Annotated in this window: 21 protein-coding genes; 11 read left to right on the forward strand and 10 right to left on the reverse strand. The window is 63.9% G+C overall.

Translation table 11 applies throughout. The annotated features are described in order from the left end of the window. Positions 1 to 32 precede the first annotated feature (32 nt). From N5C91_RS13380 to N5C91_RS13390, 3 genes are read left to right on the forward strand one after another with little or no spacing between them, the layout of a single operon-like run. The gene (locus N5C91_RS13380) at positions 33 to 1037 is read left to right on the forward strand and encodes a transporter (protein WP_236174480.1); all 1005 of its coding nucleotides are present in this window, start codon (positions 33 to 35) and stop codon (positions 1035 to 1037) included. Between the two features lie 18 nt (positions 1038 to 1055). After that, positions 1056 to 2654, forward strand: a complete 1599-nt coding sequence (locus tag N5C91_RS13385) for an outer membrane protein transport protein (protein ID WP_236174479.1) — start codon at positions 1056 to 1058, stop codon at positions 2652 to 2654. Between the two features lie 10 nt (positions 2655 to 2664). Then, complete coding sequence (locus tag N5C91_RS13390; protein WP_236174478.1) at positions 2665 to 3846, forward strand: MalM family protein; 1182 nt, start codon at positions 2665 to 2667, stop codon at positions 3844 to 3846. Between the two features lie 221 nt (positions 3847 to 4067). On the opposite strand, the gene N5C91_RS13395 is transcribed toward N5C91_RS13390, so the two are convergent. The 6 genes from N5C91_RS13395 to N5C91_RS13420 form a co-directional block, all read right to left on the reverse strand. Further along, positions 4068 to 5054 (reverse strand): alpha-L-glutamate ligase-like protein, encoded by a 987-nt coding sequence (locus N5C91_RS13395; protein ID WP_081520580.1) that lies wholly within the window; start codon positions 5052 to 5054, stop codon positions 4068 to 4070. A 3-nt stretch (positions 5055 to 5057) separates the two neighbouring features. Next, positions 5058 to 6590, reverse strand: coding sequence for an inactive transglutaminase family protein (locus N5C91_RS13400; RefSeq protein WP_236174477.1), 1533 nt, complete (start codon positions 6588 to 6590; stop codon positions 5058 to 5060). 4 nt (positions 6591 to 6594) lie between these two features. Next, positions 6595 to 7137 carry an ATP-dependent zinc protease gene (locus N5C91_RS13405; protein WP_236174476.1) on the reverse strand — a complete coding sequence of 181 codons (543 nt, stop codon included), beginning with the start codon at positions 7135 to 7137 and terminating at the stop codon, positions 6595 to 6597. Positions 7138 to 7419: 282 nt separating this feature from the next. Then, complete coding sequence (locus N5C91_RS13410) at positions 7420 to 8313, reverse strand: DUF2950 domain-containing protein (RefSeq protein WP_236174475.1); 894 nt, start codon at positions 8311 to 8313, stop codon at positions 7420 to 7422. A 10-nt stretch (positions 8314 to 8323) separates the two neighbouring features. Then, entirely contained in the window at positions 8324 to 9961 is a 1638-nt protein-coding gene (locus N5C91_RS13415) for a DUF3300 domain-containing protein (protein ID WP_279830094.1), read from the reverse strand. A 161-nt stretch (positions 9962 to 10122) separates the two neighbouring features. Beyond that, positions 10123 to 10941 (reverse strand): pyruvate, water dikinase regulatory protein, encoded by an 819-nt coding sequence (locus tag N5C91_RS13420; RefSeq protein ID WP_017516884.1) that lies wholly within the window; start codon positions 10939 to 10941, stop codon positions 10123 to 10125. Positions 10942 to 11107: 166 nt separating this feature from the next. On the opposite strand from N5C91_RS13420, the gene ppsA reads away from it, so the two are divergent. The 8 genes from ppsA to N5C91_RS13460 all read left to right on the forward strand — a co-directional run bounded on the left by ppsA (position 11108) and on the right by N5C91_RS13460 (position 19166). Next, positions 11108 to 13477 (forward strand): phosphoenolpyruvate synthase, encoded by a 2370-nt coding sequence (gene ppsA, locus N5C91_RS13425; RefSeq protein ID WP_236175195.1) that lies wholly within the window; start codon positions 11108 to 11110, stop codon positions 13475 to 13477. Between the two features lie 65 nt (positions 13478 to 13542). Next, entirely contained in the window at positions 13543 to 14517 is a 975-nt protein-coding gene (locus tag N5C91_RS13430; RefSeq protein ID WP_236199732.1) for an alpha/beta fold hydrolase, read from the forward strand. Positions 14518 to 14613: 96 nt separating this feature from the next. Next, complete coding sequence (gene rraA / locus N5C91_RS13435) at positions 14614 to 15102, forward strand: ribonuclease E activity regulator RraA (protein WP_279830095.1); 489 nt, start codon at positions 14614 to 14616, stop codon at positions 15100 to 15102. A 103-nt stretch (positions 15103 to 15205) separates the two neighbouring features. After that, complete coding sequence (locus N5C91_RS13440; protein WP_279830096.1) at positions 15206 to 16204, forward strand: zinc transporter ZntB; 999 nt, start codon at positions 15206 to 15208, stop codon at positions 16202 to 16204. A gap of 54 nt (positions 16205 to 16258) precedes the next feature. Beyond that, on the forward strand, positions 16259 to 16507 hold the full coding sequence (locus N5C91_RS13445) for a CrfX protein (RefSeq protein WP_236175191.1): 249 nt from the start codon (positions 16259 to 16261) through the stop codon (positions 16505 to 16507). 2 nt (positions 16508 to 16509) lie between these two features. Next, the gene (locus tag N5C91_RS13450; protein ID WP_236175190.1) at positions 16510 to 17334 is read left to right on the forward strand and encodes a mechanosensitive ion channel domain-containing protein; all 825 of its coding nucleotides are present in this window, start codon (positions 16510 to 16512) and stop codon (positions 17332 to 17334) included. A gap of 73 nt (positions 17335 to 17407) precedes the next feature. After that, complete coding sequence (gene sigX / locus N5C91_RS13455; protein ID WP_236175189.1) at positions 17408 to 17998, forward strand: RNA polymerase sigma factor SigX; 591 nt, start codon at positions 17408 to 17410, stop codon at positions 17996 to 17998. A 109-nt stretch (positions 17999 to 18107) separates the two neighbouring features. Then, positions 18108 to 19166 (forward strand): OmpA family protein, encoded by a 1059-nt coding sequence (locus tag N5C91_RS13460; protein WP_236175188.1) that lies wholly within the window; start codon positions 18108 to 18110, stop codon positions 19164 to 19166. A 67-nt stretch (positions 19167 to 19233) separates the two neighbouring features. On the opposite strand, the gene cobA is transcribed toward N5C91_RS13460, so the two are convergent. Genes cobA through nirB form a run of 4 tightly spaced genes read right to left on the reverse strand, consistent with a single transcriptional unit; the run spans position 19234 to position 25594 of the window. Next, the gene (gene cobA, locus N5C91_RS13465) at positions 19234 to 19971 is read right to left on the reverse strand and encodes a uroporphyrinogen-III C-methyltransferase (protein ID WP_279830097.1); all 738 of its coding nucleotides are present in this window, start codon (positions 19969 to 19971) and stop codon (positions 19234 to 19236) included. A gap of 36 nt (positions 19972 to 20007) precedes the next feature. Continuing rightward, a complete protein-coding gene (locus N5C91_RS13470) occupies positions 20008 to 22722 on the reverse strand; it encodes a nitrate reductase (protein WP_279830098.1) in 2715 nt (904 codons plus the stop codon). A gap of 35 nt (positions 22723 to 22757) precedes the next feature. Then, a complete protein-coding gene (nirD, locus tag N5C91_RS13475) occupies positions 22758 to 23087 on the reverse strand; it encodes a nitrite reductase small subunit NirD (protein WP_279830099.1) in 330 nt (109 codons plus the stop codon). A 56-nt stretch (positions 23088 to 23143) separates the two neighbouring features. Continuing rightward, complete coding sequence (nirB, locus tag N5C91_RS13480) at positions 23144 to 25594, reverse strand: nitrite reductase large subunit NirB (protein ID WP_236175184.1); 2451 nt, start codon at positions 25592 to 25594, stop codon at positions 23144 to 23146. Positions 25595 to 25704 lie beyond the last annotated feature (110 nt).

Consider the following 25704-nt stretch of genomic DNA (forward strand, 5'->3'; position numbering starts at 1 on the left):
TACGAATAAGAACAAGACCAGGGGATAGCAACATGGATTTCAAGGGGTTTGCGTGCGTTGCCGCTCTGGCCCTGCTGGCAAGTACCAGCGCCATCGCCGAAGAAGCGACAACCGAAGACGCGCGTGATGCGCTGGCCAAGAAGGACACCGACGCCGACAGCGCCAAGGCGCTGGAGCAGGTATTCCAGGCCGCCGAGAAGAGCTACACCCTGCTCAAGAAGGGTGAGCGCCAGCTGACCTACGGCTTTGACTACACCCTGATGCGCGACACGCGCCTGCAGGCCGTGCGCAGTGGCGAGAACGTCTACAGCGTACTGGCCCAGAGCGAGGCGCAGCACACCTTCACCAACTCCTTCACCTTCGACTACGGCATCTGGGACAACCTGACCTTCAGCATGCGTCTGCCGTTCGTGGCCAAGTACGACACCGAGCGCGACATCCATGCCTACAGCCTCGGTGACATTTCCGCGACGCTGCGCTGGCAGCCCTGGGCCGCGAGTCGTGGCCGGCCGGTCACCACGCTCTATGCGACGCTCGGCCTGCCCACCGGCGACAGCCCGTACAAGGGCAACGTGCAGGACGATGTCTCCACCGGCGCTGGTTACTACAGTCTCGGCGCCGGGGCCAACATGTCCTACGTGATCGACCCGGTCGTGCTCTACGGCTCGCTCGGTTACACCTACAACATGAAGGTCGACGACATCCACCAGAACCAGTTCGGCGAAGAGCTGGAGAAGGTGGTGCCGGGCGATACCCTCAACTTCGCCATGGGCATGGCGTACGCGCTGTCCTACGACGTTTCCTTGGCCACCTCGTACCAGATGGCCTACTCGTTCAAGAACAAGTACTACTTCAATGACCGCACGGTCGAGGCGCCCGAGCAGACCAGCGCGATCATGAACTTCTCGCTCGGCCTGCGAACATCGCCGGACTACATCGTCAACGTGAACGCCGGTTTCGGTCTGACCGAAGACTCGCCGGATGTACTGCTGGGGGTTTCCCTGCCCCTGGATATCCAAGGCCTCAAAGCCCAGTAACCGACGAGCGATCACCACATGACTATGCGCATTTCGCCCCTCGCGGTGGCGATGGCAGGGGTAGGGTTTGGCTGGGCGACGCTCGCCCAGGCCCAGTTGGCCAACGACCTGACCATCGGCAACCCCAAGGCCATGGCCATGGCCAACGCGGTCACGGCCGACTCCACCGGTATCGATGCGGTGCACTACAACCCCGCTGCCCTGACCAAGCTCAAGGGCCGCCAGACCCAGATCAAGCTGATCACCGGGGTCATGGATATCCGCGCGGGCTTCAAGGCGCCGCCGGACTACGGCTCCTCGGCATTCGGCCTGGACGACGATCCGGTGGCCGGCGAGAACAGCCGTACCCTGACGCCGACCATGTACCTGCCGGGCCTCGGCGGCATGACCGACATGCCGCTGCTGGTGGCGCCGCTGGCGGGCCTGTCGATCAACCCGCCGGGCTCCAAATTCACCTTCGCCACCAACGTCTACGCACCCCAGGCGCTGGGCTATTCGCGTGATTCCGACAGTGACCCGGCGCGCTATGAAGGCCGCCGCGTCTCGCTGCAACGCATCACCTACTTCTCGCCATCGGTGGGCTACGAGGTCAACGACGACCTGTCGGTGGGGCTGAGCGTCGGCTTCTCGCACCAGGCCATGGCGCTGGATACCGACTTCCGCAACCCGGGCCTGCTCACGGGGCTGCTGCAGACCCTGCACGACACCACCTGCGTGCCCGGCGCCCAGGAAATCGTCGAGCTGGTGTTCAACGTCTGCGGCGGGCGCATCGGCCCCTATGATTCGCTGGCCAACCTCAAGCTGGACATGCAGCAGACCCTCTCGCCGAGTTTCAACCTGGGCGTGCTCTGGGAACCCTATGACTGGCTCGCCTGGGGCGCGACCTACCAGAGCGAGTCGCGCATGCACCTCAAGGGCAAGTACCGCGTCGACTACACCAAGGACTGGCAGGGCTTCTGGTCGGGCATGCAGAGTTCGGTGTTCGGCGCCTTCCTCAGCCCGCTGTTCCCCTATGGCAACGCCGAGGAAGAACACGGCGTGGCGACGCTGAACATGGTCAACCCGGACAGCTTCTCCACTGGCATCAAGGTGCGCCCGTTCGACAAGTGGCAGTTCAACTTCGACCTGAAGTGGACCGACTACAGCGACTGGAACAAACTGGAAATCGAGTTCGACAAGGAGCTCGACCTGCTGCGCATCGCCAAGAACTTCGCGCCCAACGGCGCCACCGACCACAGCATCATCCTCGACCGCGGTTACCAGGACACCTGGAGCTACGCCATGGGCGTGCAGTACGACGTCAACGACCGCCTGCAACTGCGTGCGGGCTACGAGTACCGTCCCTCGGCGATTCCCAAGGACAAGGCCGACGCCCTGGTGCCGATTGGCGACGCCGACCTCTATGGTCTGGGCCTGGGCTATCAGTGGGACAAGGACACGGTGATCGACCTGGGCTTCAACTATTTCGTCTCCAAGCAGAGCATCAAGGCGGGCAGCAGCTGCAACATCAACTGCACCGGCATCGACAACCTGGTCTACAACCCTTATGCCGGCCTAGACGTCAGCACCACGGTGAAGGCATACGTCTTCGCCATGACTTACCGCACCACCTTCTGAGGGCGAGAACATGAGCAGGCTGACCCTCCTGATTTCCTGCTGCGCCGCCATCGGCCTGAGTGCCTCGGCGCAGGCTGCCAGCGGCCGTTACCTGTCGTGGATCGACGACAGCGGCCAGGTGCACAACACCTTCGTCGACGCCAATTACGCCCAGCAGCAGCGCCAGGCGGACAAGCGCATCGACCAGAGCGATCGTGCGCGGCTGATCGACCTCAGCGCCACGCAATGGCCGGGCAGCCGGCCGGCGGGGGAAAGCAAGCGGCGCTACTTCACCTGGGTCGACGCCCAGGGCAACCTGCAGAACAGCTTCTACGCCGCCGGCCAGGTAGCGCCCGGTCGCGCCGACTATGTGCTGCCCAATGGCGACCATTCCTCCGAGTACATCGATGCGGAATCCTACGAGGACCGCGGCTTCGTGCGCAGCGAGAACGGCAGCCCGTACTTCACCTGGGTCGATGACAAGGGACAGGTGCGCAACTCGCCGATCACCGCGGAGCAGCGCGGCGAAACCTTCCGTCGGGGCGAGCAGGGCGGCAGCAATATCGCCTTCACCGAAGGCCGCCAGATCGACCTGAAGGCGCGTCCGAACAACCTGCCGGGGCTCGATGGCGCGGGCGAACAGACCGACGCCATGAAGGCGTTGCTCAAGGGCAGCGGCAAGACCCTGGATGACCTCTACGTCGATCTGCAGCGGCGTTGCTGCGACCAGATGGGGGATGGCGATTTTACCGAGCTGTCGGCGGAGGAGCCGCGCTATGAAGAGCTGAACAAGTTCTCGCCGAGCTTCGACTTCCCCATGGGCAAGAGCTATTTCGTCGCGATGAAGCTGCCCAGCTCCCAGCGCGTCTACGGCTTGCGCGTGCGCAGCTTCGCTAATCACCAGGTGGTCTACCCATCGCTGCTGTTCCTGGATGAACAGAAGCGCCCGACCCGGCTGGTGAGCGACGCGGTGTACAAGCTCAATCCGGAAACCTGGTACCGCTACGCCTTCATCGAGGGCACGGTACCGGTGCGCGCCAACCAGGGTGAGCGCTACGTGTTGCTGCTCACCACCGACGAGGACCGCAGCCTGCAGACCCTCGACAACAAGCCCTACAAGCGCCCGCTGGAAGACCTGGCGGTGAACGAGGCGGGGATGAAGGTGCGCGAGCACGGCGACCAGGGCGGCTTCGAGCTGGCCGTGGTGCGCTGAGTTTCGCCTGCTCTGCCCGCTTTTCGTAGGACCGAGGGGGACGCCTAGTTCTTGCTCGCGAACCGCCCAGTTGCGTAGGGCGCATAACGCGTCAGCGTTATCCGCCATAGAGTATCCGGCGGATAACCTGTTCCAGGTTATGCGCCCTACGGGATTGCAGCGCAGCGGCTGCCCATGAAAAAGCCCGGCATTCGCCGGGCTTTTTCATGGGTCAGGGCGCCTCAGACTTCCTTCGGATGCACGTGGCCGAAGAGCTGCTGGGAGAAGCGCACGCGCTCTTCCACCGTCTCCTTCACGCCCTTGGCCTCCAGCTCGGCGAGGTGCGCCTCGACGGCATGGGTGCGCAGGGTCAGGCCGCAGTCGTTGGCGATCTGGATGTTCAGGCCGGGGCGGGCGTTGAGTTCGAGGATCAGCGGGCCCTTGTCCTGGTCCAGCACCATGTCCACGCCGATGTAGCCCAGGCCGCAGAGTTCATAGCAGCCGGCGGCGAGCTTCATGAAGCCGTCCCAGTTGGGCAGTTGCACGCCATCCACCGCATTGGTGGTGTCCGGGTGCTTGCTGATCTTGTTGTTCAGCCAGGTGCCGCGCAGCGTGAGGCCGGTGGCCAGGTCCACACCCACGCCGATGGCGCCCTGGTGCAGGTTGGCCTTGCCGTTGGACTGCCGAGTCGGCAGGCGCAGCATCGCCATCACCGGGTAGCCCATCAGCACGATGATGCGGATGTCCGGCACGCCTTCGTAGCTGATGCTCTTGAAGATCTGGTCCGGGGTCACCCGGTACTCGATCAGTGCGCGGTCGCGGTGGCCGCCCAGGGAGTACAGGCCGGTAAGGATGCTCGACAGCTGGTGCTCGATTTCCTCATGGCTGATGATCCGCCCGGAGACCGTCTTGTAGCGTTCCTCGAAGCGGTCGGCGATCACCAGGATGCCGTCGCCGCCGGCGCCCTGCGCCGGCTTGATGACGAAGTCGCTGCGCTCGCCGATGATTTCCGGCAGGCGTTCGATCTCCTTCTCGGTGGAGATGATCCCGTACATTTCCGGTACGTGGATGCCCGCTTCGATGGCGCGCTGCTTGGTGATGATCTTGTCATCGACGATCGGGTACAGGTGCCGCTGGTTGTACTTGAGCACGTAGTCCGCGTTGCGTCGGTTGATGCCCATGATGCCTTTGGCTTCCAGGGCTTTCCATCGCTTGATCAGGCCGAACATGGCTTAGTCCTTGAGGAAGGCTTTGAAGCGGAACAGTTCGGTCAGGCGGTACCCGCGGTAGCGACCCATCGCCAGCATGAACGACACCAGAATCAGCAGCACGGCCGGGAAGGTGAACACGAAATACACCAGTTCCGGGACGCGCATCAGGATGTGCGCCAGGGCGGCAGCGAACAGGGTGCCGATGGCGGCCTTCATGGCGTGGGCGGCGCCGCGCTCTTCCCAGGTGATCGACAGGCGTTCGATGCTCATGGTCAGGATCACCATCGGGAACAGGGCGACCGACAGGCCACTCTCGAAACCGAGCTTGTGGCTGAGCAGGCTGATGGCGGCGATCATCACCACCACGAAGGTCAGTACCACCGACAGGCGCGGCAGCATCTGCAACTTCAGGTGTTCCAGGTAGGAGCGTAGCGACAGGCCCAGCGCGGTGATCACCGTGAACAGGCCGATACCCCACTGCAGGCCGGTCTCGCGGAAGGCCAGGGCGATCAGCACCGGGGTGAAGGTACCCAGGGTCTGCAGGCCGATCAGGTTGCGCAGGATCAGGATCACCAGCACGCCAAACGGGATCATGATCATGATCTGGAAGGTCTGCTGGGTGGACAGCGGCAGGCCGTACAGCGAGTACTCGAGGAAGGCCGCGTCGGTGTTCTCGTCCGACAGCTTGGCCAGGCGGATGGCGTTCATCTCGCTGCTGTTGAGGCTGAAGTTGACCGTGGCTTTCTTGCCGCCCTCGATGGACAGCAGGCTCTCGTCACCCAGCCACCAGATCAGGCGGTCGTTGGGCAGGCCGCGTTCGCCGGTTTCCGGGTTGAAGTACAGCCACTCCTTGCCGTTGTAACTACGCAGCCAGAGTTCGGGCTGCTGCGGCTGGTTGGCCACCAGGCGGATGGTGTGCACGCGCTCCAGCGGCACATGGGCCACCGCGAGCAGGGTCTCGACCACGTGGGAGCGCTTGTCCAGGCTGGTATCGCCGGCCAGTAGCAGCTTCACGTTGTCGTCATTGAGGTTGTTGGCGCGCTTGATGGCTTCGCTGACGAAGGTCTCGACGTCCGCCGAGTGCTGGCGGATGGGCGCGATCAGGGCTTCGGCGGCGATCTTGTCCGGGCCTTCCAGGGGCAGGCTGTCGCGGAAGATCGGGCCCTTTTCCTTGGCCTTTTCACTGGCGCCGGCGTAGCGCTTGGTCAGCACCAGGCGGTAGTAGAGCGTCTGCTGGCCGGTGGCGCGACGCGAGGACCAGGTGACCTTGCGGTTGCCGTCGGAGCGGTTGATACCCACGCCGTAGTTGTTGGAGACGAAACTCTCGTTGAGGCTGACGTAGTCCTGGGTCAGCGGTGGCACGAACATCTGCACCTTCACCGGGGTCTTCGGCGTGGCCACGAACTCGACCTTGGCGTCGATGTTCCACAGGTCGTCGGTCTCGGCCTCGGTCATGGGAATGCCGAGGACGAAGATCTGGTAGGCAGTGATCGCGACGCCCAGCGTCAGCAGGATGGCGATCAGGACCTTCAGATGCAGGGTAAGAGAGCGCATGGGATTACTCGGCAGGTTTCGCTACGGGTTGGCAGCCGGGCTTGCCGGCAGCGTATTTCAGGCTCGGGTCGACCAGGGCGCCGAAACGCTTGAGCGCGTCGGAGCCGATCAGAAGCGGGTATTGGAAGGCGCTGCGGTCGGTAAGGTTCACTTCGATGGTGCGCAGGGCCTTGCCCATGCACAGCTCCAGTTCGATCACCGGGCGCGCGGTATAGGCCTTGCCTTCGTCGGGGTCGTAGTCGCCGTGGCGGCGCTTGATCTTGCTGATGCGCGCCAGGGGTTTTTCGATCGGCTGGCTGTCGGCGGTGTCGGTGGCCAGATAGAAGCGCACCCAGGTCTCGCCATCGCGCTTGAAACGCTTGATGTCGCGGGCGCTTAGAGAGGCGGTCTTGGCGCCGGTGTCGAGCTTGGCGGCCAGTTCGATGTCCGGGTCGTTGATCCGGGCGTATTCGTTCAGGCCATAGACGGTCTTGCCGGCAGCGGCGCTGATGCCAGGAAGCAGGAGGATGCTCAGGAAGAGGAGCAGGGCAGTGGGCTTGAGTCTCATGGGCCTTGATGAGTGAGTGGCCGCAAAGCCTTGAAAAGAAACGCCGCGGTCGTCACCCCAGATGGCTGTGGCCGGCATGCCGACCGGCGAGGCCTGGTGACGCCAGGCAATAGCGCGCCGAATTCTATCATGTGGTTTTTCGCTGGCGACAGTCGGTTGGCGCGTTGGCAGGCTATTTGTTTCAGGCGCATGACAGGCCTGGGCGCACCCGCCGGACCCGGTGCGAGCGGCGGCTGTTCCTGAACCCGTCCGACCGCGGGGCGGTCGGACGGGTTCAGTCACTCAGGGTTTTTCCTGCTCCGCGGAGACCTCGGTCCAGCTGCTGTCCGGGTCGAAGCGGGTCATCTTCTTGGCGATCCTGTCGCTCTCCGGGCCGAGGTTCTTGGAGAAGATCTCGCCATCGTGGCTGATCATGAAGCTCATGACGCCGCTGTCGCCGTACTTCACCGGCCAGGCGACCAGCGCGAAACCACGGGTCATCCTGCCGCCGATCCGGTAGTCGTAGGCGCCGCCGGGCGCCGAGGGGCCCTGGGCGGTAAGGATGCGGTAGTGGTAGCCGTGCCAGCCGTCGCCGGGCAGTTCGTCGCCGAACAGCGGACCGAGCGGACTTTCCTCTCCGCCTTCCTCCTCCGGCCAGTACAGCCCGTCATGCTGCCCGTCGCTGCTGACGAACTTCTGCGCGTATTCCAGGACGCCGTCGCCGTTGCGATCCACTTCGGCGTAATCCATCTGCGCATCGTGGTACGCCTGCACGGCTTCCAGGGTCGACTCTTCGTTGCGGCCGATGCGGCGAATGCGGATTTCCTCGCCGCCGGCCTTGGCATTGAAGGCCCAGCCGTTCTTCTCGTGGACGATCGGCAGGGGCAGGGTCCACGGGTCGTTGCCGACGACCAGATGGGCGAGGTGGGGGTTGTCCTTCTCGATCTGGTGTTTGTCCTTGTAGTGGGCGAGGAAGGCATCCACTTCGTCCCGATCGATGCCAGCAGTCGGAATGTAACTCTGCCAGTCCTTGCCCAGCAGCGCAGCGAGGCGTTCGGGGTCGGCCTTTTCGCTGCCAAGCGCGGCGATGAAGGCGTCGGCGGCTGCGTCGGGGGTGGGGAAGCTTTCCTGGGCCAGCAGGCTGGCGGGCAGGGCGGCGAGGAGGGCGAGCGCCAGCAGGCGCGAGGCGATGGGCATGGCTCGTCTCCTATCGGCGTCCGCCGCCACGAGGCGCGCGGGCAGGGCGTTGTACGGTATGGCCGGCGCGGGCGGCCTGCGGGCGGCTGGCAGCGGCGCGACTGGCTTGCCCGCGGTTGGCGATCTCGCGGGTTTGCCTCGGGTTGCTGGCGCCGGCAAAGGCATTGTTGCGTGGCGCCTGGCTCCTGGCGTGCTGTTGACGGGCCTGTTCGCGGATCTGCTGGTTGTTCTGCGCCCGGGGTCGTTGCTGTGCCGGGTTGCTGCGGTTCTGCATGGCGTTCTGCGCCCGCTGCCGGTTTTCAGGATTGCTCTTCAGCTCACGAGTGGCGTTCTGCGCGCGCTCGCGGGCCTGATTGGCGTCGCGTGGTTCGCGGTTGGCCTGTTGTGCGCGCTGGAGCGCTTGCGGGTTGTCGCGCAGGTCGCGGGTCGCCGCCTGGGCGCGCTCGCGCGCCTGCTGGTTGTTCGCTGCCGGGGCGATGCCGCGCTGTGCCAGGCTTTCCCGGGCGCGGGAGCGCTCCTGCGCCTTGGCCGAGTCGAAGCCGCGCATCGCTTCGCGTTGTTCGCCGCCCGCCAGCCGTCGGTTGTACTGCTCACGGCTGCGAGCGTCGCGGTAGGGCACGCCGTTGCGGTAGGTCGGGTCATGGCGCCAGGCCGCACGGTTGCCATTGATGTTCTGGCTGAACTCGCGATTCACGTTGCGGTTGACGTTCCGGTTGCTGTTGAAGTTGTTGTAGTGCTCCACGTCCACGTCGATCTCGTGGTCGTCCCAGTCGCAGTCGCCCCAGAGCGAGCCGACGATGGCGACGCCCGCGCCGAATGCCAGGCCGCTGGCCAGTGCGGTAGCGACGGGGTATTCCGGCGGCGGCGGGTAGTAGACCGGCGGACTGGACGGGTAGGCCCAGGTGCCATAAACCTGCGTGGGGTTGTAGCTGGGCACGTAGACCACCTGCGGATTGGCCGGCTCGATGACGATCGTCTGCGCCGGTGCAGGTTGCTGAGTGACCACGGTGCTGCCTGAGGAAGGCTGTGCGGGCGCCGCTGCGGCCGGCTTCAGCGTAACGGTCTGCTGTTCGTTGGAGCTCAGGTTGCCGGCGGCCTGGGCCTGGCGGCGCAGGCGCTGGATGGAATCCATCACGGCGTCCGGCTGGGCCAGGAAAGCATCGCCGACCCGCTGGACCCAAGCGGGATCCTGGCCCAGCGTGGCCAGTACCAACGGGAAGGCGACCAGCGATTGCACGCTCGGGTCCCATGGCTGATCTGCCACCTGCGTGACGGCGTCATCGCCACTGACTTTAGGGTGCGCCTTCGACCATGCTGCCGCGTCGGCGACATTGCCGGGATAGGTGGTCGCCATCAGCACCTGCGCCAGCAGGGAATCGGGATACAGAGCCAGAGGCGCGAGCATCTGGTCCAGTTGCTCGTTGCTGAACACCGCCTGGGACTGTTGCTCGGGCGCAGCCGGTGCTGGCGTCGCCGGTTGTGCGGGCGCGGCCGTCGGGGCCGGGGCCGGTGGCGGCGCTGGCACAGCGGCGGGCTGGGGGGCGGCTGGTGGGCTTGGGGTGGCCTTTTGGGCGTTGGGCGGTTCGTCCGAATCACAACCCGACAGCGCCAGCAATAAGGCCAGAACCAGATACTGACATCCTCGCATGGCGCTCTCCTGTGCCGTTGCAGTGGAATGCCCGCCCCATGACCTGGGTCATGGGCAAATCGTGGGTCTGGAGAATGATAGGCGCAGCGGCGAGAAGCTGCCGAAAGATCAACGGCCGGGAGGACCGGCCGCTGCAGGAAGGTAGGGGAAAGCCCGGACAGTTACTTCAGGCGGCGCTCGACGCCTTTTTCCACGAGGATCTTCGCGGAGATCTCCTCCACCGAGAAATGCGTGGAATTGATGTAGGCGATGTTCTCGCGGCGGAACAGGTTTTCCACCTCGCGAACTTCGAACTCGCACTGGGCGAAGCTGGCGTAGCGGCTGTTGGGCTTGCGTTCGTGGCGGATCGCGGTGAGCCGGTCCGGGTCGATGGTCAGGCCGAACAGCTTGTGCTTGTAGGGCTTGAGCGCATTGGGCAGCTGCAGGCGCTCCATGTCCTCTTCGGTCAGCGGGTAGTTGGCCGCGCGAATGCCGTATTGCAGGGCCATATAGAGGCAGGTGGGCGTCTTGCCGCAGCGCGAGACGCCGACCAGGATCAGGTCGGCCTTGTCGTAGTAGTGGGTGCGGGCGCCGTCGTCGTTGTCGAGGGCGAAGTTCACCGCATCGATCCGCTCCATGTAGTGCGGGTTATGGCCGATGCTGTGGGATTTTCCGACGGAATACGACGAGTCTGAGGATAATTCTTGCTCGAGCGGGGACAAAAAGGTCGAGAAGATGTCAATCATGAAACCGTTGGATTGCGCAAGGACCGAACGGATCTCACGATTGACGATGGTATCGAAGATGATTGGCCTTGCCCCGTCCGCCTCCGCAGCCCGGTTGATTTGCTGTACCATGACGCGCGCCTTTTCTTCGGTATCGATGTAAGGTCGTGTCAGTTTGGTGAAATTGATGTTCTCGAACTGCGCCAGAAGGCTCTGGCCGAGGGTTTCGGCAGTGATGCCGGTGCCGTCGGAAATGAAGAATGCAGTTCGTTTCATGTGCGCTGCGGGCCTTATAGGTAGGATCGAATCCTGGTTATGATAGGCCCCGCGTTTGCAAGGCCCTTTGCCGGGGCATTCTCACCCATTTTTCCGGCTCCGGCCAGACAGGGTGGGGCCGCACCGACTTGTATGACCTTTTCCAACACTTAGTGGAGAGATCACCTTGGTAGAGTACGTAGTTTCCCTCGATAAGCTCGGCGTCCACGATGTCGAACATGTGGGGGGCAAGAACGCATCCCTGGGCGAAATGATCAGCAACCTCGCCGGTGCCGGCGTTTCCGTACCGGGTGGCTTCGCCACTACCGCCCAGGCCTACCGTGACTTCCTCGAGCAGAGCGGCCTGAACGATCGCATCCACGCGGCCCTCGATGCCCTCGACGTGGACGACGTCAATGCCCTGGCCAAGACCGGCGCACAGATCCGCCAGTGGGTGATGGACGCCGAGTTCCCCGAGCGTCTCGACGCCGAGATTCGCAAGGCCTTTGCCGAGATGGCCGGCAGCAACGACAACATGGCCGTGGCCGTGCGTTCCTCCGCCACCGCCGAAGACCTGCCGGATGCTTCCTTCGCCGGCCAGCAGGAGACCTTCCTGAACATCCGCGGCGTGGACAACGTGATCCGCGCGGCCAAGGAAGTCTTCGCCTCCCTCTTCAACGACCGTGCCATTGCCTACCGCGTGCACCAGGGCTTCGACCACAAACTGGTCGCCCTGTCCGCCGGTGTGCAGCGCATGGTTCGCTCGGAAACCGGTACTGCCGGGGTAATGTTCACCCTGGATACCGAATCCGGTTTCCGTGACGTGGTGTTCATCACCGGTGCCTACGGCCTCGGCGAGACCGTGGTGCAGGGCGCGGTGAACCCCGACGAGTTCTACGTCCACAAGCCGACCCTGGAAGCCGGCCGTCCGGCCATCCTGCGTCGCAACCTGGGCAGCAAGGCCATCAAGATGATCTACGGCGACGAAGCCAAGGCCGGCAAATCGGTCAAGGTGGTCGATGTGGAGAAGGCCGATCGCGCTCGCTTCGCCCTGTCCGACGCCGAGGTGATCGAACTGGCCAAGCAGGCTCTGATCATCGAGAAACACTACCAGCGTCCGATGGACATCGAATGGGCCAAGGACGGTGACGACGGCAAGCTGTACATCGTGCAGGCCCGCCCGGAAACCGTGAAGAGCCGTTCCAGCGCCAACGTGATGGAGCGCTACCTGCTCAAGGAAAAAGGCAAGGTCCTGGTCGAGGGCCGAGCCATCGGCCAGCGCATTGGCGCAGGTCCGGTGAAGGTGATCCACGACGTTTCCGAGATGGACAAGGTCCAGCCGGGCGACGTACTGGTCTCCGACATGACCGATCCGGACTGGGAACCAGTGATGAAGCGCGCCAGCGCCATCGTCACCAACCGTGGCGGCCGTACCTGCCACGCTGCGATCATCGCCCGTGAACTGGGTATCCCGGCTGTCGTCGGCTGTGGCAACGCCACCCAGGCGCTGAAAGATGGCCAGCGTGTGACCGTGTCCTGCGCCGAAGGCGACACCGGTCTGATCTACGAAGGCGAACTGGGCTTCGACGTCCGCCAGAACTCGGTCGACGCCATGCCCGAGCTGCCGTTCAAGATCATGATGAACGTCGGCAACCCCGACCGTGCCTTCGACTTCGCGCAGCTGCCGAACGAAGGCGTGGGCCTGGCCCGCCTCGAATTCATCATCAACCGCATGATCGGCGTGCATCCCAAGGCCCTGCTGAACTTCGCCAGCCTGCCGGCGGACATCAAGGAAAGCGTCGAGAAGCGTATCGCCGGTTACGACGATCCGGTCGGCTTCTACGTCGAGAAGCTGGTCGAGGGCGTCAGCACCCTGGCCGCTGCCTTCTGGCCGAAGAAGGTCATCGTGCGCCTGTCGGACTTCAAGTCCAACGAATACGCCAACCTGATCGGCGGCAAGCTCTACGAGCCGGAAGAAGAGAACCCGATGCTCGGCTTCCGTGGCGCCTCGCGCTACATCAGCGAATCCTTCCGTGACTGCTTCGAGCTCGAATGCCGCGCGATGAAGAAGGTCCGCAACGAAATGGGCCTGACCAACGTCGAGCTGATGGTGCCGTTCGTCCGTACCCTGGGCGAAGCCTCCCAGGTCGTCGACCTGCTGGCCACCAACGGTCTCAAGCGTGGCGAGAACGGCCTGCGCGTCATCATGATGTGCGAGTTGCCGTCCAACGCCTTGTTGGCGGATGAGTTCCTCGAGTTCTTCGACGGCTTCTCCATCGGCTCCAACGACCTGACCCAGCTGACCCTGGGGCTGGACCGTGACTCGGGCATCGTTGCGCACCTGTTCGACGAGCGTAACCCGGCCGTGAAGAAGCTGCTGTCCAACGCCATCCAGGCGTGCAACCGTGCCGGCAAGTACATCGGCATCTGCGGCCAGGGCCCGTCGGATCATCCGGACCTCGCCAAGTGGCTGATGGAACAGGGCATCGAGAGCGTATCGCTGAACCCCGACTCGGTCCTCGATACCTGGTTCTTCCTCGCTGAAGGTCAGTCCTGACGTTTCCTTTACCATCCTGAGAAGGGCGGGTGATTTCACCCGCCCTTTTTTGTGCAAGCGATTCCATGCAAAGCAGCAGTCAACTCTTTCCTGTCGCGCTCGTGAGCGCCGAATTGCGCGGTGACCTCACCGAGGATGTTTACCGCCTCAAGCCGAACAACAGCCCGGACACCAGCGTCGAGCTGGCAGTGACCCGCCTTGGCCGCTCCGAAGGCCGGCGTGGCGTGCCGGTGATCCTGTTGCACGGCAGTTTCTCCAATCGTCGCTTCTGGTATTCGCCGAAGGGCATCGGCCTGGGCGCCTATCTGGCGCGCGCCGGTTTCGACGTGTGGATTCCAGAAATGCGCGGCCACGGACTGTCGTTGCGCAACCAGGACTACGACCGCAATCGTGTCGCCGACTACGCTCGCTTCGACCTGCCGGCCCTCGCACGCTTCGTGGTCGAGCAGAGTGGTCAGGCACCACACTGGATCGGTCATTCCCTGGGTGGCATCACCCTTGCGGCGGCACTTGGCGGCGGCTATCTCGAAGAAGCCGAGGTGGCCAGCGTTGCCCTATGTGGCAGTCAGATCAGTCGCACCTACTGGCCGCTGAAGTTGCCGCCGGTTGCCTGGGGCGGGCGCTTCCTGCTCAAGCGCATGGGCGGCCTGTCGGGTTCGCGGCTCAAGCGTGGGCCTGAGGATGAGCCGCTGGGGCTCGCCCTGGAAACCCTGCGCTGGTACAGCCTGTTCGGCCGCTTCGGCGAAAAGGGCAATGACTGGTGGGGTGGTCTGCAGAATGTCCGCGTACCGGTGCTGGCGGTGGCGTCCGATGGCGATATCCAGGATCCGGCCTGGGCCTGTCGCATGCTGCTGGAGCAGTTCGGTTCCGAGGTCCGCGAGTACCTGCACCTGGGGCGGCGGCAGGGCTTCTCCGAGGATTTCGGCCACGTCGAGATGCTCATCAGCAAGGGCGCCCAGCGCGAAGTCTGGCCAAGCCTGCAACACTGGCTGGAGCACGGTGGGTTGCCAGCGGAGCAGGGCGCTCTGGCCCAGGCTTGAGCTTGGCGTGGCAGGGAGTAGACTGTGACGCCATTGCGGCTTTCGGTCACATCCAGGCCTGAAGCCGGCCGGATTTCATCAAGAGGAGCGTTTTCCATGCATTACGTCACCCCCGATCTGTGCGATGCCTACCCGGAGCTGGTCCAGGTCGTCGAGCCGATGTTCAGCAACTTCGGCGGACGGGACTCCTTCGGTGGCGAGATCGTCACCATCAAGTGCTTCGAGGACAACTCGCTGGTCAAGGAGCAGGTCGAGAAGGACGGCAAGGGCAAGGTGCTGGTGGTGGATGGCGGCGGCTCGCTGCGCCGCGCGCTGCTGGGCGACATGCTGGCCGAGAAGGCTGCCAGGAGCGGCTGGGAAGGCATCGTGGTGTACGGCTGCATCCGTGACGTCGATGTGATCGCGCAGACCGATCTGGGCGTGCAGGCGCTGGCCAGCCATCCGATGAAGACCGACAAGCGCGGCATCGGCGATCTCAACGTGGCCGTGACCTTCGGCGGTATCACCTTCCGCCCGGGCGAGTTCGTCTATGCCGATAACAACGGCATCATCGTTTCTCCTAAAGCGTTGAAAATGCCGGAATAATTCGAACCTTTCAGCAAGAGTTCGAGTCAATGCCGGAAGCGAAAGCTTCCGGCATTTTTCATGAGGCCTCGCGATAGCGATCTGGAGCGAAGGAAAAAAGGGCATGCAGCAGTACGAAAGCGGCACGGAACGCGGACTGATCGACGGTTTCGTACTGGATGGTCACGGCGGTGGCCGGCGGATCACCCGTAGCGAACTGCCGTTGCTGGATCTCAAGCCCGAGGAGAGCCTCTGGGTGCACTGGGATCGTGGTGTGCCCGAAGCCCAGGCCTGGTTGCGCGAATTGAGCGGCTTGAACGAATTTGCCTGTGACCTGTTGCTGGAGGAGGCGACCCGCCCGCGCCTGGTGGATCTGGGTGGCGAGCGCCTGCTGCTGTTCCTGCGCGGGGTCAACCTGAACCCCGGGGCGGTGCCCGAGGACATGGTTTCCCTGCGCGTCTATGCCGAATCGCAGCGGGTCATCTCGCTGCGCCTGCGCCCGCTCAAGGCTGTGGCGGACCTGCGGGCCGACCTCGACGCCGGACGTGGTCCGAAGACCGCCTCGGAAGTCGTGCTGTACCTTGCCCATTACCTCACCGACCGCGTCGATACCCTGATTGGTGGGCTCGCCGACCAGCTTGACGCCATGGAGGAGGCTATCGAGGAGGACGAGCGCAGCATTCCCGACCAGCACCAGTTGCGGACCTTGCGGCGACGTGCCGCAGGCCTGCGCCGCTATCTGGCACCGCAGCGGGAAATCTACTCGCAGATGGTCAGGTTCAAGGCCGCCTGGACGGTTGCCGACGATGCCGATTACTGGAACGAGTTGTACAACCGCCTGACTCGCAACCTGGAAGAGCTGGAACTGGTGCGCGAGCGCATCAGCCTGATCCAGGAAGCCGAACATCGTCGAATTACCGAGCGGATGAACCGCACCATGTACCTGCTTGGTATCATCACCGGCTTTTTCCTGCCCATGAGCTTCGTGACTGGTCTTCTGGGCATCAATGTCGGCGGTATTCCGGGCTCCAGCGCACCTTACGGCTTCGCCGTGGCATGCGTGGTGATCCTCGCAATAGTGGCTTTCCAGTGGTGGGTCTTCCGCCGCCTGCGTTGGCTCTAGGTGTGACTTTTGAGGTGGTGGGGGCGTCAAGCACCTCACACAGGCGAGGTGCGTATGCACGATCCATTTGAAGAATCCCTGCGCGACCTGCTGCGCATGCCCCCGGAACAGCCGGGTGATGACTCGCGTCTGGATCGCGTCCTGAAAACCGCCAACCGGCAGGTGGGTGCGGGCGATCTGTTCAGCCTGGTCGGGCACTGGTTCGAAGCGCTGACCATTGGCGTGAGCCGTGGAGCCCTGCATCTTGCACCGGTTTCGCGCCGCGCGCAGAATTCCGCCCCTTCCGCTGACAAGGCCGACTGAACATGCAAATCGACATCTGGACGCAGAGCCTGCTGACCGCCATGAACACCCTGTGGGGCAAGCTGGCCGCGTTCATTCCGAACCTGCTTGCCGCCCTGGTGATCGTGCTGCTCGGCTTTGTCGTCGCCAAGCTGCTGGATGCGCTGCTGTCCAAGCTGCTTGCCAAGCTCGGCCTCGACCGCCTGATGGGTGGCACCGGGCTGACCAAGCTGCTGTCGCGGGCAGGCATCCAGGTTCCGGTTTCGACCCTGATCGGCAAGATCATGTACTGGTTCGTGCTCCTGGTATTCCTCGTGTCCGCCGTGGATACCCTGGGCCTGCCGCGGGTCTCGACCTCCCTCGATGCGTTGGCGCTCTACCTGCCGAAGGTCTTTGGCGCGGCCCTGGTGCTGATTGTCGGCGTACTGCTGGCCCAGTTGGCCAACAGCCTGGTGCGCGGCGCCGCCGACGGTTTCGGTCTCGACTATGCCAGCGGCCTGGGGCGTGTTGCCCAGTGGCTGGTGATCATCGTCAGCATTTCCGTGGCCATCGGCCAGCTCGAAATCAAGACCGACCTGCTGAACTACATCATTGCCATCGTGCTGATCACGATCGGCCTGGCCGCGGCGCTTGCCCTGGGCCTGGGTAGCCGCGAAGTGGCGGGGCAGATCATTGCAGGCATTTACGTGCGAGAGCTGTATCAGGTCGGACAACAGGTGAAAGTCGCGGATGTCGAAGGCATCATCGAGGAAATTGGTACCATCAAGACTATCCTGCTGACAGACGAGGGTGAGCTGGTGTCGATCGCCAACCGCATCCTGCTCGATCAGCGTGTAACCAGTCGCTGAAGATGATGACCGATTGCCGGTACGGCTTCCCGAAAGCCGTGCCGGACGCTGACTTGACCTGGCCCGACCCGACTTGAACACGCCGCAATCACTGTCCTTGCGCTATGACCCGCGCCAACTCACCGACGAGGAGCTGGTGGAGCGTTCTCACGAGGAGCTTTACCACGTGACACGGGCCTACGAAGAGCTGATGCGCCGTTACCAGCGCACGCTGTTCAACGTCTGTGCGCGCTACCTGGGCAACGACCGGGACGCCGATGATGTGTGTCAAGAGGTCATGCTCAAGGTGCTGTATGGTCTGAAGAACTTCGAGGGGAAGTCGAAGTTCAAGACCTGGCTGTACAGCATCACTTACAACGAGTGCATTACCCAGTATCGGAAGGAGCGGCGCAAACGCAGATTGCTCGATGCGCTGAGTCTGGATCCAGTCGAGGAAGCTTCTGAAGAGAAGGCCCCGAAAGTCGAAGAGCGAGGTGGACTAGACCGCTGGCTAGTTCATGTCAATCCCATTGATCGGGAAATCCTCGTGCTTCGATTTGTTGCGGAACTGGAGTTCCAGGAAATCGCCGACATCATGCACATGGGGCTTAGCGCCACGAAGATGCGCTACAAACGTGCACTCGATCGAATGAGAGAAAAGTTTTCGAATGTGACGGAATCTTAGTCCGGGAAATATTGTCTCTCTGTTTGGCAAGTTCTGATAAACTTGCCACCCAAGTTGTACGGCCTATGGTTAGGACAACTTATTGACCACCAAGATGGGGATTTAACGGATGAAACTGAAGAACACCTTAGGCGTTGTAGTTGGCTCGCTGATCGCCACTGCCGCTGTCAATGCGTTCGCTCAAGGCCAGGGCGCCGTCGAAGTCGAAGCATTCGGCAAGCGCTACTTCACCGACAGCACCCGCAACATGAAGAACGCGGACCTGTACGGCGGCTCGGTTGGTTACTTCCTGACCGACGACGTCGAGCTGGCTCTGTCCTACGGTGAGTACCACGACGTACGTGGCACCTACGAGACCGGCAACAAGAAGGTCCATGGCAACCTGAGCACTCTGGACGCCATCTACCACTTCGGCACTCCGGGTGCTGGCAACCTGCGTCCGTACGTTTCCGCAGGTATCGGCCACCAGAGCCTGACCAACATCAACTCCGACAACGGTGGTCGTCAGAACCTGACCATGGCCATGGTCGGTACCGGTCTGAAGTACTACTTCACCGAGAACTTCTACGCCAAAGCCAGCCTCGATGGCCAGTACGGCCTGGAGAAGCGTGACAACGGTCACCAGGGCGAGTGGATGGCTGGCCTGGGCGTCGGCATGAACTTCGGCGGCGGCGCCAAGCCGGCCCCGGCTCCCGAGCCGGTTGCTGAAGTCTGCTCCGACTCCGACAACGACGGCGTCTGCGACAACGTCGACAAGTGCCCGAACACCCCGGCCAACGTCACCGTTGATGCCAACGGCTGCCCGGCTGTTGCCGAAGTCGTTCGCGTACAGCTGGACGTGAAGTTCGACTTCGACAAGTCCAAGGTTAAAGAGAACAGCTACGCTGACATCAAAAACCTGGCTGACTTCATGAAGCAGTACCCGTCCACCTCCACCACCGTTGAAGGCCACACCGACTCCGTCGGCACCGACGCCTACAACCAGAAGCTGTCCGAGCGTCGTGCCAACGCCGTTCGTGACGTACTGGTCAACGAGTACGGTGTTGAAGGCGGTCGCGTAAACGCTGTTGGTTACGGTGAGTCCCGTCCGGTTGCTGACAACGCAACCGCCGAAGGCCGCGCTGTTAACCGCCGCGTAGAAGCCGAAGTGGAAGCCCAAGCCAAGTAATTGGTCTGAGCTGACGAGAAAAACCCGGCCTAGGCCGGGTTTTTCTTTGCCTGCAGAAAAGTCAGATTCAGGCAGTGCGGGCCAGCATCGCTTGCTGTGCAGCGCCTACGACTTCGCCGATCACCAGGATTGCCGGGCTCTTCAGGGCGATGCGCCGGGCATCGTCAAGCATGTCGGCCAACCGGCTTCGGTACTCGCGCTGGGCGGGCAGGGAGGCGTTCTCGATCATCGCCACTGGCGTACAAGCCGCCATGCCGCCGTCAAGCAGGCCCTTGTGGACATCCGCCAGTTTTGCCACCCCCATGTACACCACCAGGGTCGTTCCGCCTTCCACCAGGCCGCGCCAGTTCAGCGGGCTGTCGTCCTGAGTGTGCGCGGTTACCAGGGTCACGCCTCGGCTGACGCCACGCAGGGTTACGGAGATACCGCACTGGGTGGCGGCTGCCAGCCCGGCGGTGATGCCGTTGACCAGCTCGCATTCGATGCCCTGCGCGGCGAGCCAGTCGGCCTCTTCGCCGCCGCGACCGAAGATGCACGGGTCGCCGCCTTTCAGGCGTGCCACGCGGCGCCCCTGGCTTGCGTAGCGCAGCATCAGGCGATGGATGAAGTCCTGTGGCGTGGAGCGGCAGCCGCCGCGCTTGCCGACGGAAATCACCCGTGCAGTTGGGCAGTGCTCCAGCACGGCGGGATTCACCAGGTCGTCTATCAGCACCACATCGGCCTGTGCCATGGCGCGCACGGCCTTCAGGGTCAGCATTTCCGGGTCGCCCGGACCGGCGCCGATCAGCCAGACTTTTCCACTCATGTTGTTCTCCTCAGGCTGCCGTCTTCGCGGCTTGGTTCAGGCGCTCGCCGCGAGCGGCTTGCAGGCCAGCAGGCGCTTGATTTCCGGTACGCAGGAACCGCAGGCAGTCCCGCACTTGAGTTCGCATTTGAGTCCTTCCAGGTCCAGACCCTGGTCGATGCCGGCTTGTACGCGGCTCTGGCTGACGTTCAGGCAGTTGCAGAGGGTCTTGTCCGCCGCCGCGCCGGCCTTGCCAGGGGCGGCGCTGAGCGGGGCGAGCAGCCAGCGGCGCAGCTCCTGGTCAGCGCGGCCTTCCTTCCATAGCTCGCGGAGCCAGGCGCGGGCGGAGGTTTCGCCGGCCAGGCGCAGCGAGACGATTCGCGATTGTTCGATACGCACGCGCTTGCCGACGGTACGACGCGGGTCGTCGTAGGCCATGACCGGCCCTTCGCCGAGATCGAGCAGGGAATCGATGCGATTCAACCACTCAGCACTCGGTGCCTCGCTGTGGGCTGCCCTGATCACCAATGCGGGGCGGTCGCGACCGGTCGGACTGAAGCTGGCGTAACGCAGCTCCTCGAACAACGGGCGCAGTGTGTCGAAGCGCTTCTGCACGTCGCCTTCCACCAGGGCGAAGAACTGCCAGGGCAATTCGATGCGGCTGACTTCCACGGTGGCGTGCTTCAGTTCGGGTTGGCGTGACAGTGGGTCTACGGCAGGCAGCGTCAGCACGTTGATCCCCAGCCCCTTGAGGAACCGGTCGCCCCAGTGCATCGGCAGGAAGGCCTGGCCGGGACGCAGTCGGTCGTCGGCTTGTACCGGCAGCACCAATTCGCCACGGCGGCTGTGCAGGCGTACCAGTTGGCCGTCGCTGATGCGCCGACGGCGCAGTTCATTCGGATGCAGGCTGAGAACAGCTTCTTCGACATGGCCGAACAGTTGCGGCGCGGTACCGGTACGAGTCATGCCGTGCCACTGATCGCGCAGGCGGCCAGTGTTGAGGATCAGCGGATAGCGTGCATCGCGCTTTTCCTTCGCTGCGCGGTAGGGCTCGGCGATCAGTCGGGCGCGGCCATTGGCGGTGGGGAATTGTCCGTCGCCATACAGGCGCTCGGTGCCCTCTACCGCGCCGCAGCGAAATGGCCATTGCTGCGGACCGCGGGTGTCCAGCAGTGCGTAGCCGATACCGGAGAGGTCGAGGTCGCGCCCACGGGTCAGCAGCTTGTATTCATCGAACAGCTCGGCCGGCGAATCAAAGTCGAACAGGCTGGGTTGGCCGGGGCGCAGGCGTTGCTCCAGGCGGCGGGCGAAGTCGCAGACGATGCTCCAGTCCGACCGTGCTTCGCCGATGGCAGGAATGGCTTGGCGCACGTGGCTGATGCGGCGCTCGGAGTTGGTCACCGTGCCTTCCTTTTCGCCCCAACTGGCGGCCGGCAGCAGCAGGTCGGCGTACTGGCAGGTCTCGCTGGTGGTGAAGGCTTCCTGGACGATGACGAAGGGGCAGGCGGCCAGCGCTTCGCGCACGCGGGTCTGGTCCGGCAGCGATTGTGCCGGGTTGGTGCAGGCGATCCACAGGGCCTTGATGTGCCCATCACGGACCGCGTCGAAGAGTTCGATGGCGCTCAGGCCGGTGCTCTCCGGCAGTTGCTCGACACCCCAGTATTCAGCGACCTGGGCGCGGTGCTCGGCGTTCGAGGCGTCGCGGTGGCCGGGCAGCAGGTTGGACAGGCTGCCGGTCTCACGGCCGCCCATGGCGTTGGGCTGGCCAGTGAGGGAGAAGGGGCCGGCGCCAGGCCGGCCGATCTGCCCGGTGGCCAGGTGCAGGTTGATCAGCGCGCTGTTCTTCGCGCTGCCGGCAGTGGACTGGTTGAGGCCCATGCACCAGAGCGACAGGAAGGATGGCGCCTGGCCGATCCATTGAGCGGCGCGTTGCAGGTCATCGACGCTGATACCGCAGACTTCCGCCACGGCCAGCGGGCCGTAGTCGCGCACCATCGCCTTGAGCTCGTCCAGCCCTTCGGTGTGGGCATCGATGAAGGCGCGGTCGATCCAGCCTTCCCAGAGCAGGATGTGCAGGATGCCGTGGAACAGCGCGACGTCGGTTCCAGGCAGGATCGCCAGGTGCAGGTCGGCTTGTTCCGCGGTGTCGGTTACGCGCGGGTCGATGACGATCAACTTCTTCTCCGGGCACCGCGCGCGGGCCTCTTCCAGCCGGCGGAAGAGCACCGGATGGGCGTAGGCCATGTTGCTGCCGGCGATCATCACGCAGTCGGCCAGCTCGATGTCTTCATAGCTGCAGGGCGGGGCGTCGGCGCCGAGGCTGCGCTTGTAGCCGACCACCGCCGAGGACATGCACAGGCGCGAATTGCTGTCGATGTTGTTGGTGCCGACCAGGGCGCGGGCCAGCTTGTTGAAGGCGTAGTAGTCCTCGGTCAGCAACTGACCGGAGACATAGAAGACCACGCTGTCCGGGCCGTGCTCGCGAATGGTCTCGGCGAAGACGCTGGCGGCATGCTCCAGTGCGGTATCCCAGTCTGTACGGCTACGCGCCAGACCCTTACCCAGGCGCAGCTCCGGGAACTGCGCGCGGGCATCTTCATCGCCCGTGAGGTGCAGGGTCGAACCCTTGCTGCACAGGCGACCGAAGTTGGCCGGATGCTGCGGGTCGCCCTGCACACCCAGGATGCGCTCGTCGTCGTGCTCGATCAGTACACCGCAGCCGACGCCGCAGTAGCAGCAGGTGGAGGCGGTGGTGCGACGGTTGTGGGGCATGGCGCAGCCTCGCTCTGAATCGGAAGCAGGGGGAATCAAACGCAGCGGGCGAGGTTGTCGCGCAGGGCCAGCAGCACCCGGCCATCCGCAACCTTCACCTCGTGGCGATGGGCGCAGCCCTGGTCGGGGGCCACGGCTTCGCCGCTGGCCAGTTCGATCTGCCAGTTATGCAGCGGGCAGGCCACGCGCTTGCCGTAGATCAGCCCCTGGGACAGCGGGCCGCCCTTGTGTGGACAGCGGTCGTCGAGGGCAAAGACCTCGTCCTCTGAGGTGCGGAAGATCGCGATGTCGCCCTTGGGGCCGGCGATGATTCGCGAGCCCAGCGGGTTGATGTCGTCCAGGGCGCAGATGTCGAACCAGTTCATGGGGTGTCTCCGGCAATCGGGTAGTAAGGGCCCCGATGGCGGGGCCCGGCGGGCGCTCAGGCGGGTTCCAGCTGCTTGAGGGGAATCCGTTCGAATTCCTTCTTCAGCGGCTGCTGGGCGATGCGCTCCTGCCATGGGTCCTGTTCCAGCGACAGGGAGAACTGCAGTCGCGCGTTGAGTGCCTGGCGGTTCTCCGCATCTTCCAGCACGGCTTTCCTGATGCGCTCCATGCCGACCCGTTGCAGGTAGTGCACGGTGCGTTCGAGGTAGAAGGCTTCCTCGCGGTAGAGCTGGAGGAAGGCTCCGCTGTACTCGCGGACTTCATCGGAGGTCTTGAGCTTGACGAAGAACTCCGCCACTTCGGTCTTGATCCCGCCGTTGCCGCCGATGTACAGCTCCCAGCCCGAATCCACGCCGATGATGCCGATGTCCTTGATGCCGGCCTCGGCGCAGTTGCGCGGGCAGCCGGAGACGGCCAGCTTGACCTTGTGTGGCGACCACATGTTGAACAGGTCGTGCTCGAGGTCGATACCCAACTGCGTCGAGTTCTGCGTGCCGAAGCGGCAGAACTCGCTGCCGACGCAGGTTTTCACGGTGCGGATGGACTTGCCGTAGGCGTGGCCGGAGGGCATGTCCAGCTCCTTCCAGATGGCCGGAAGATCGTCCTTTTTCACGCCCAGCAGGTCGATGCGCTGGCCGCCGGTGACCTTGACCATGGGCACCTGGTACTTGTCGGCAACGTCGGCGATACGCCGCAGTTCGGCGGCGTTGGTGACGCCGCCCCACATGCGCGGGACTACCGAGTAAGTGCCGTCCTTCTGGATGTTGGCGTGGGCGCGTTCGTTGATCAGGCGCGACTGTGGGTCGTCCTTGGCTTCGCCCGGCCAGGTGGAGATCAGGTAGTAGTTCAGCGCCGGGCGGCAGGTGGCGCAGCCGTCCGCGGTGCGCCAGTCCATGAAGCGCATGGCACTGCCCAGGGTGACCAGGTGATGGTCGCGAATCGCCTGGCGCACCTGGCCGTGGTTGAGATCGCTGCAGCCGCAGATGGCTTTCTCGCTCTTGGGCTTCACGTCCGCTGCGCCGCCCACGGTGCTGATCAGGATCTGCTCCACCAGGCCGGCGCAGGAGCCGCAGGAACTGGCGGCCTTGGTGTGCTTCTTCACCTCGTCGACGCTGAACAGGCCGTTCTCCTGGATCGCCTTGACGATGGTGCCCTTGCACACGCCGTTGCAGCCGCAGACTTCGGCGCTGTCGGGCATGTTTGCCGCGCTGCTCTGGCCCTGGTGGCCGACGTCGCCAATGCTGCTCTCGCCGAACATCAGGTGATCGCGGATTTCGGAGACGTTGTGGTTCTCGCGGATCTGCCGGAAGTACCAGCCACCGTCGGCGGTATCGCCGTAAAGACAGGCGCCGACCAGCACGTCGTCCTTGATCACCAGCTTCTTGTACACGCCGCCGATGGGGTCGGAGAGGGTGATGGTCTCGGTGCCTTCGCCGCCCATGAACTGGCCGGCGGAGAACAGGTCGATGCCGGTGACCTTGAGCTTGGTGGAGGTCACCGAGCCCTGGTAGCGGGCGAAGCCGAGCATGGCCAGGTGATTGGCGCAGACCTTGGCCTGCTCGAACAGCGGCGCCACCAGGCCGTAGGCGATGCCGCGGTGGCTGGCGCATTCGCCCAGGGCATAGATGCGCGGGTCATAGGTCTGCAGGGTGTCGTTGACCAGGATGCCGCGGTTGCAGGGCAGGCCGGTCTTCTCCGCCAGTTCGGTGTTGGGGCGGATGCCAGCGGCCATCACCACCAGGTCGGCGGCGATCACTTCGCCGTCCTTGAAGCGGATGGCGCAGACGCGGCCGCTGCCGTCGTCGATCAGCTCTTCGGTGTGGGTGTTCAGGCGGAAGTGGATGCCGCGCGACTCCAGCGCTTCCTGCAGCAATTTGCCGGCGGTGCGGTCCAGTTGGCGCTCCAGCAGCCAGTCGGAGAGGTGCACCACGGTAACGTCCATGCCGCGCTGCTTGAGGCCGTTCGCCGCTTCCAGGCCGAGCAGGCCGCCGCCGATGACCACGGCGTGGCTGTGGTTGCCGGCGGTGTCGATCATGGTCTGGGTGTCGGCGATGTCGCGATAGCCGATCACGCCCTGCAGGCGGCTGCCCGGCACCGGCAGGATGAAGGGGTTGGAGCCGGTGGCGATCAGCAGGCGGTCGTATTCGGCTTCGCTGCCATCTTCGGCGTAGACCTTGCGGCGGTGACGGTCGATGCGGGTGACCTTGCGATTGAGCAGCAGGCGGATGCCGTTCTCGCTGTACCAGTTGAGGTCGTTGAGGATGATGTCTTCGAAGGCCTGTTCGCCGGCCAGCACGGGAGAGAGCAGGATGCGGTTGTAGTTGGGATGGGGCTCGGCGCCGAATACGGTGATGTCGTAGAGGTCGGGCGCGATCTTCAGCAGTTCTTCGAGGGTGCGCACGCCGGCCATGCCGTTGCCGATCAGTACGAGCTTGAGCTTTTTCATGTCAGGGCTCCGTCACGCAAAGCTGAAACACGGAAAACAAAAAAGGCGTCCCGCCGGTTACCCAGCGAGGACGCCTTTGTCCAAGTCCCGATCGATCGGGAAGTGCGAAC

The sequence above is a fragment of the Pseudomonas sp. GD03903 genome, assembly GCF_029840045.1.
Lineage (GTDB): Bacteria > Pseudomonadota > Gammaproteobacteria > Pseudomonadales > Pseudomonadaceae > Pseudomonas > Pseudomonas pseudonitroreducens.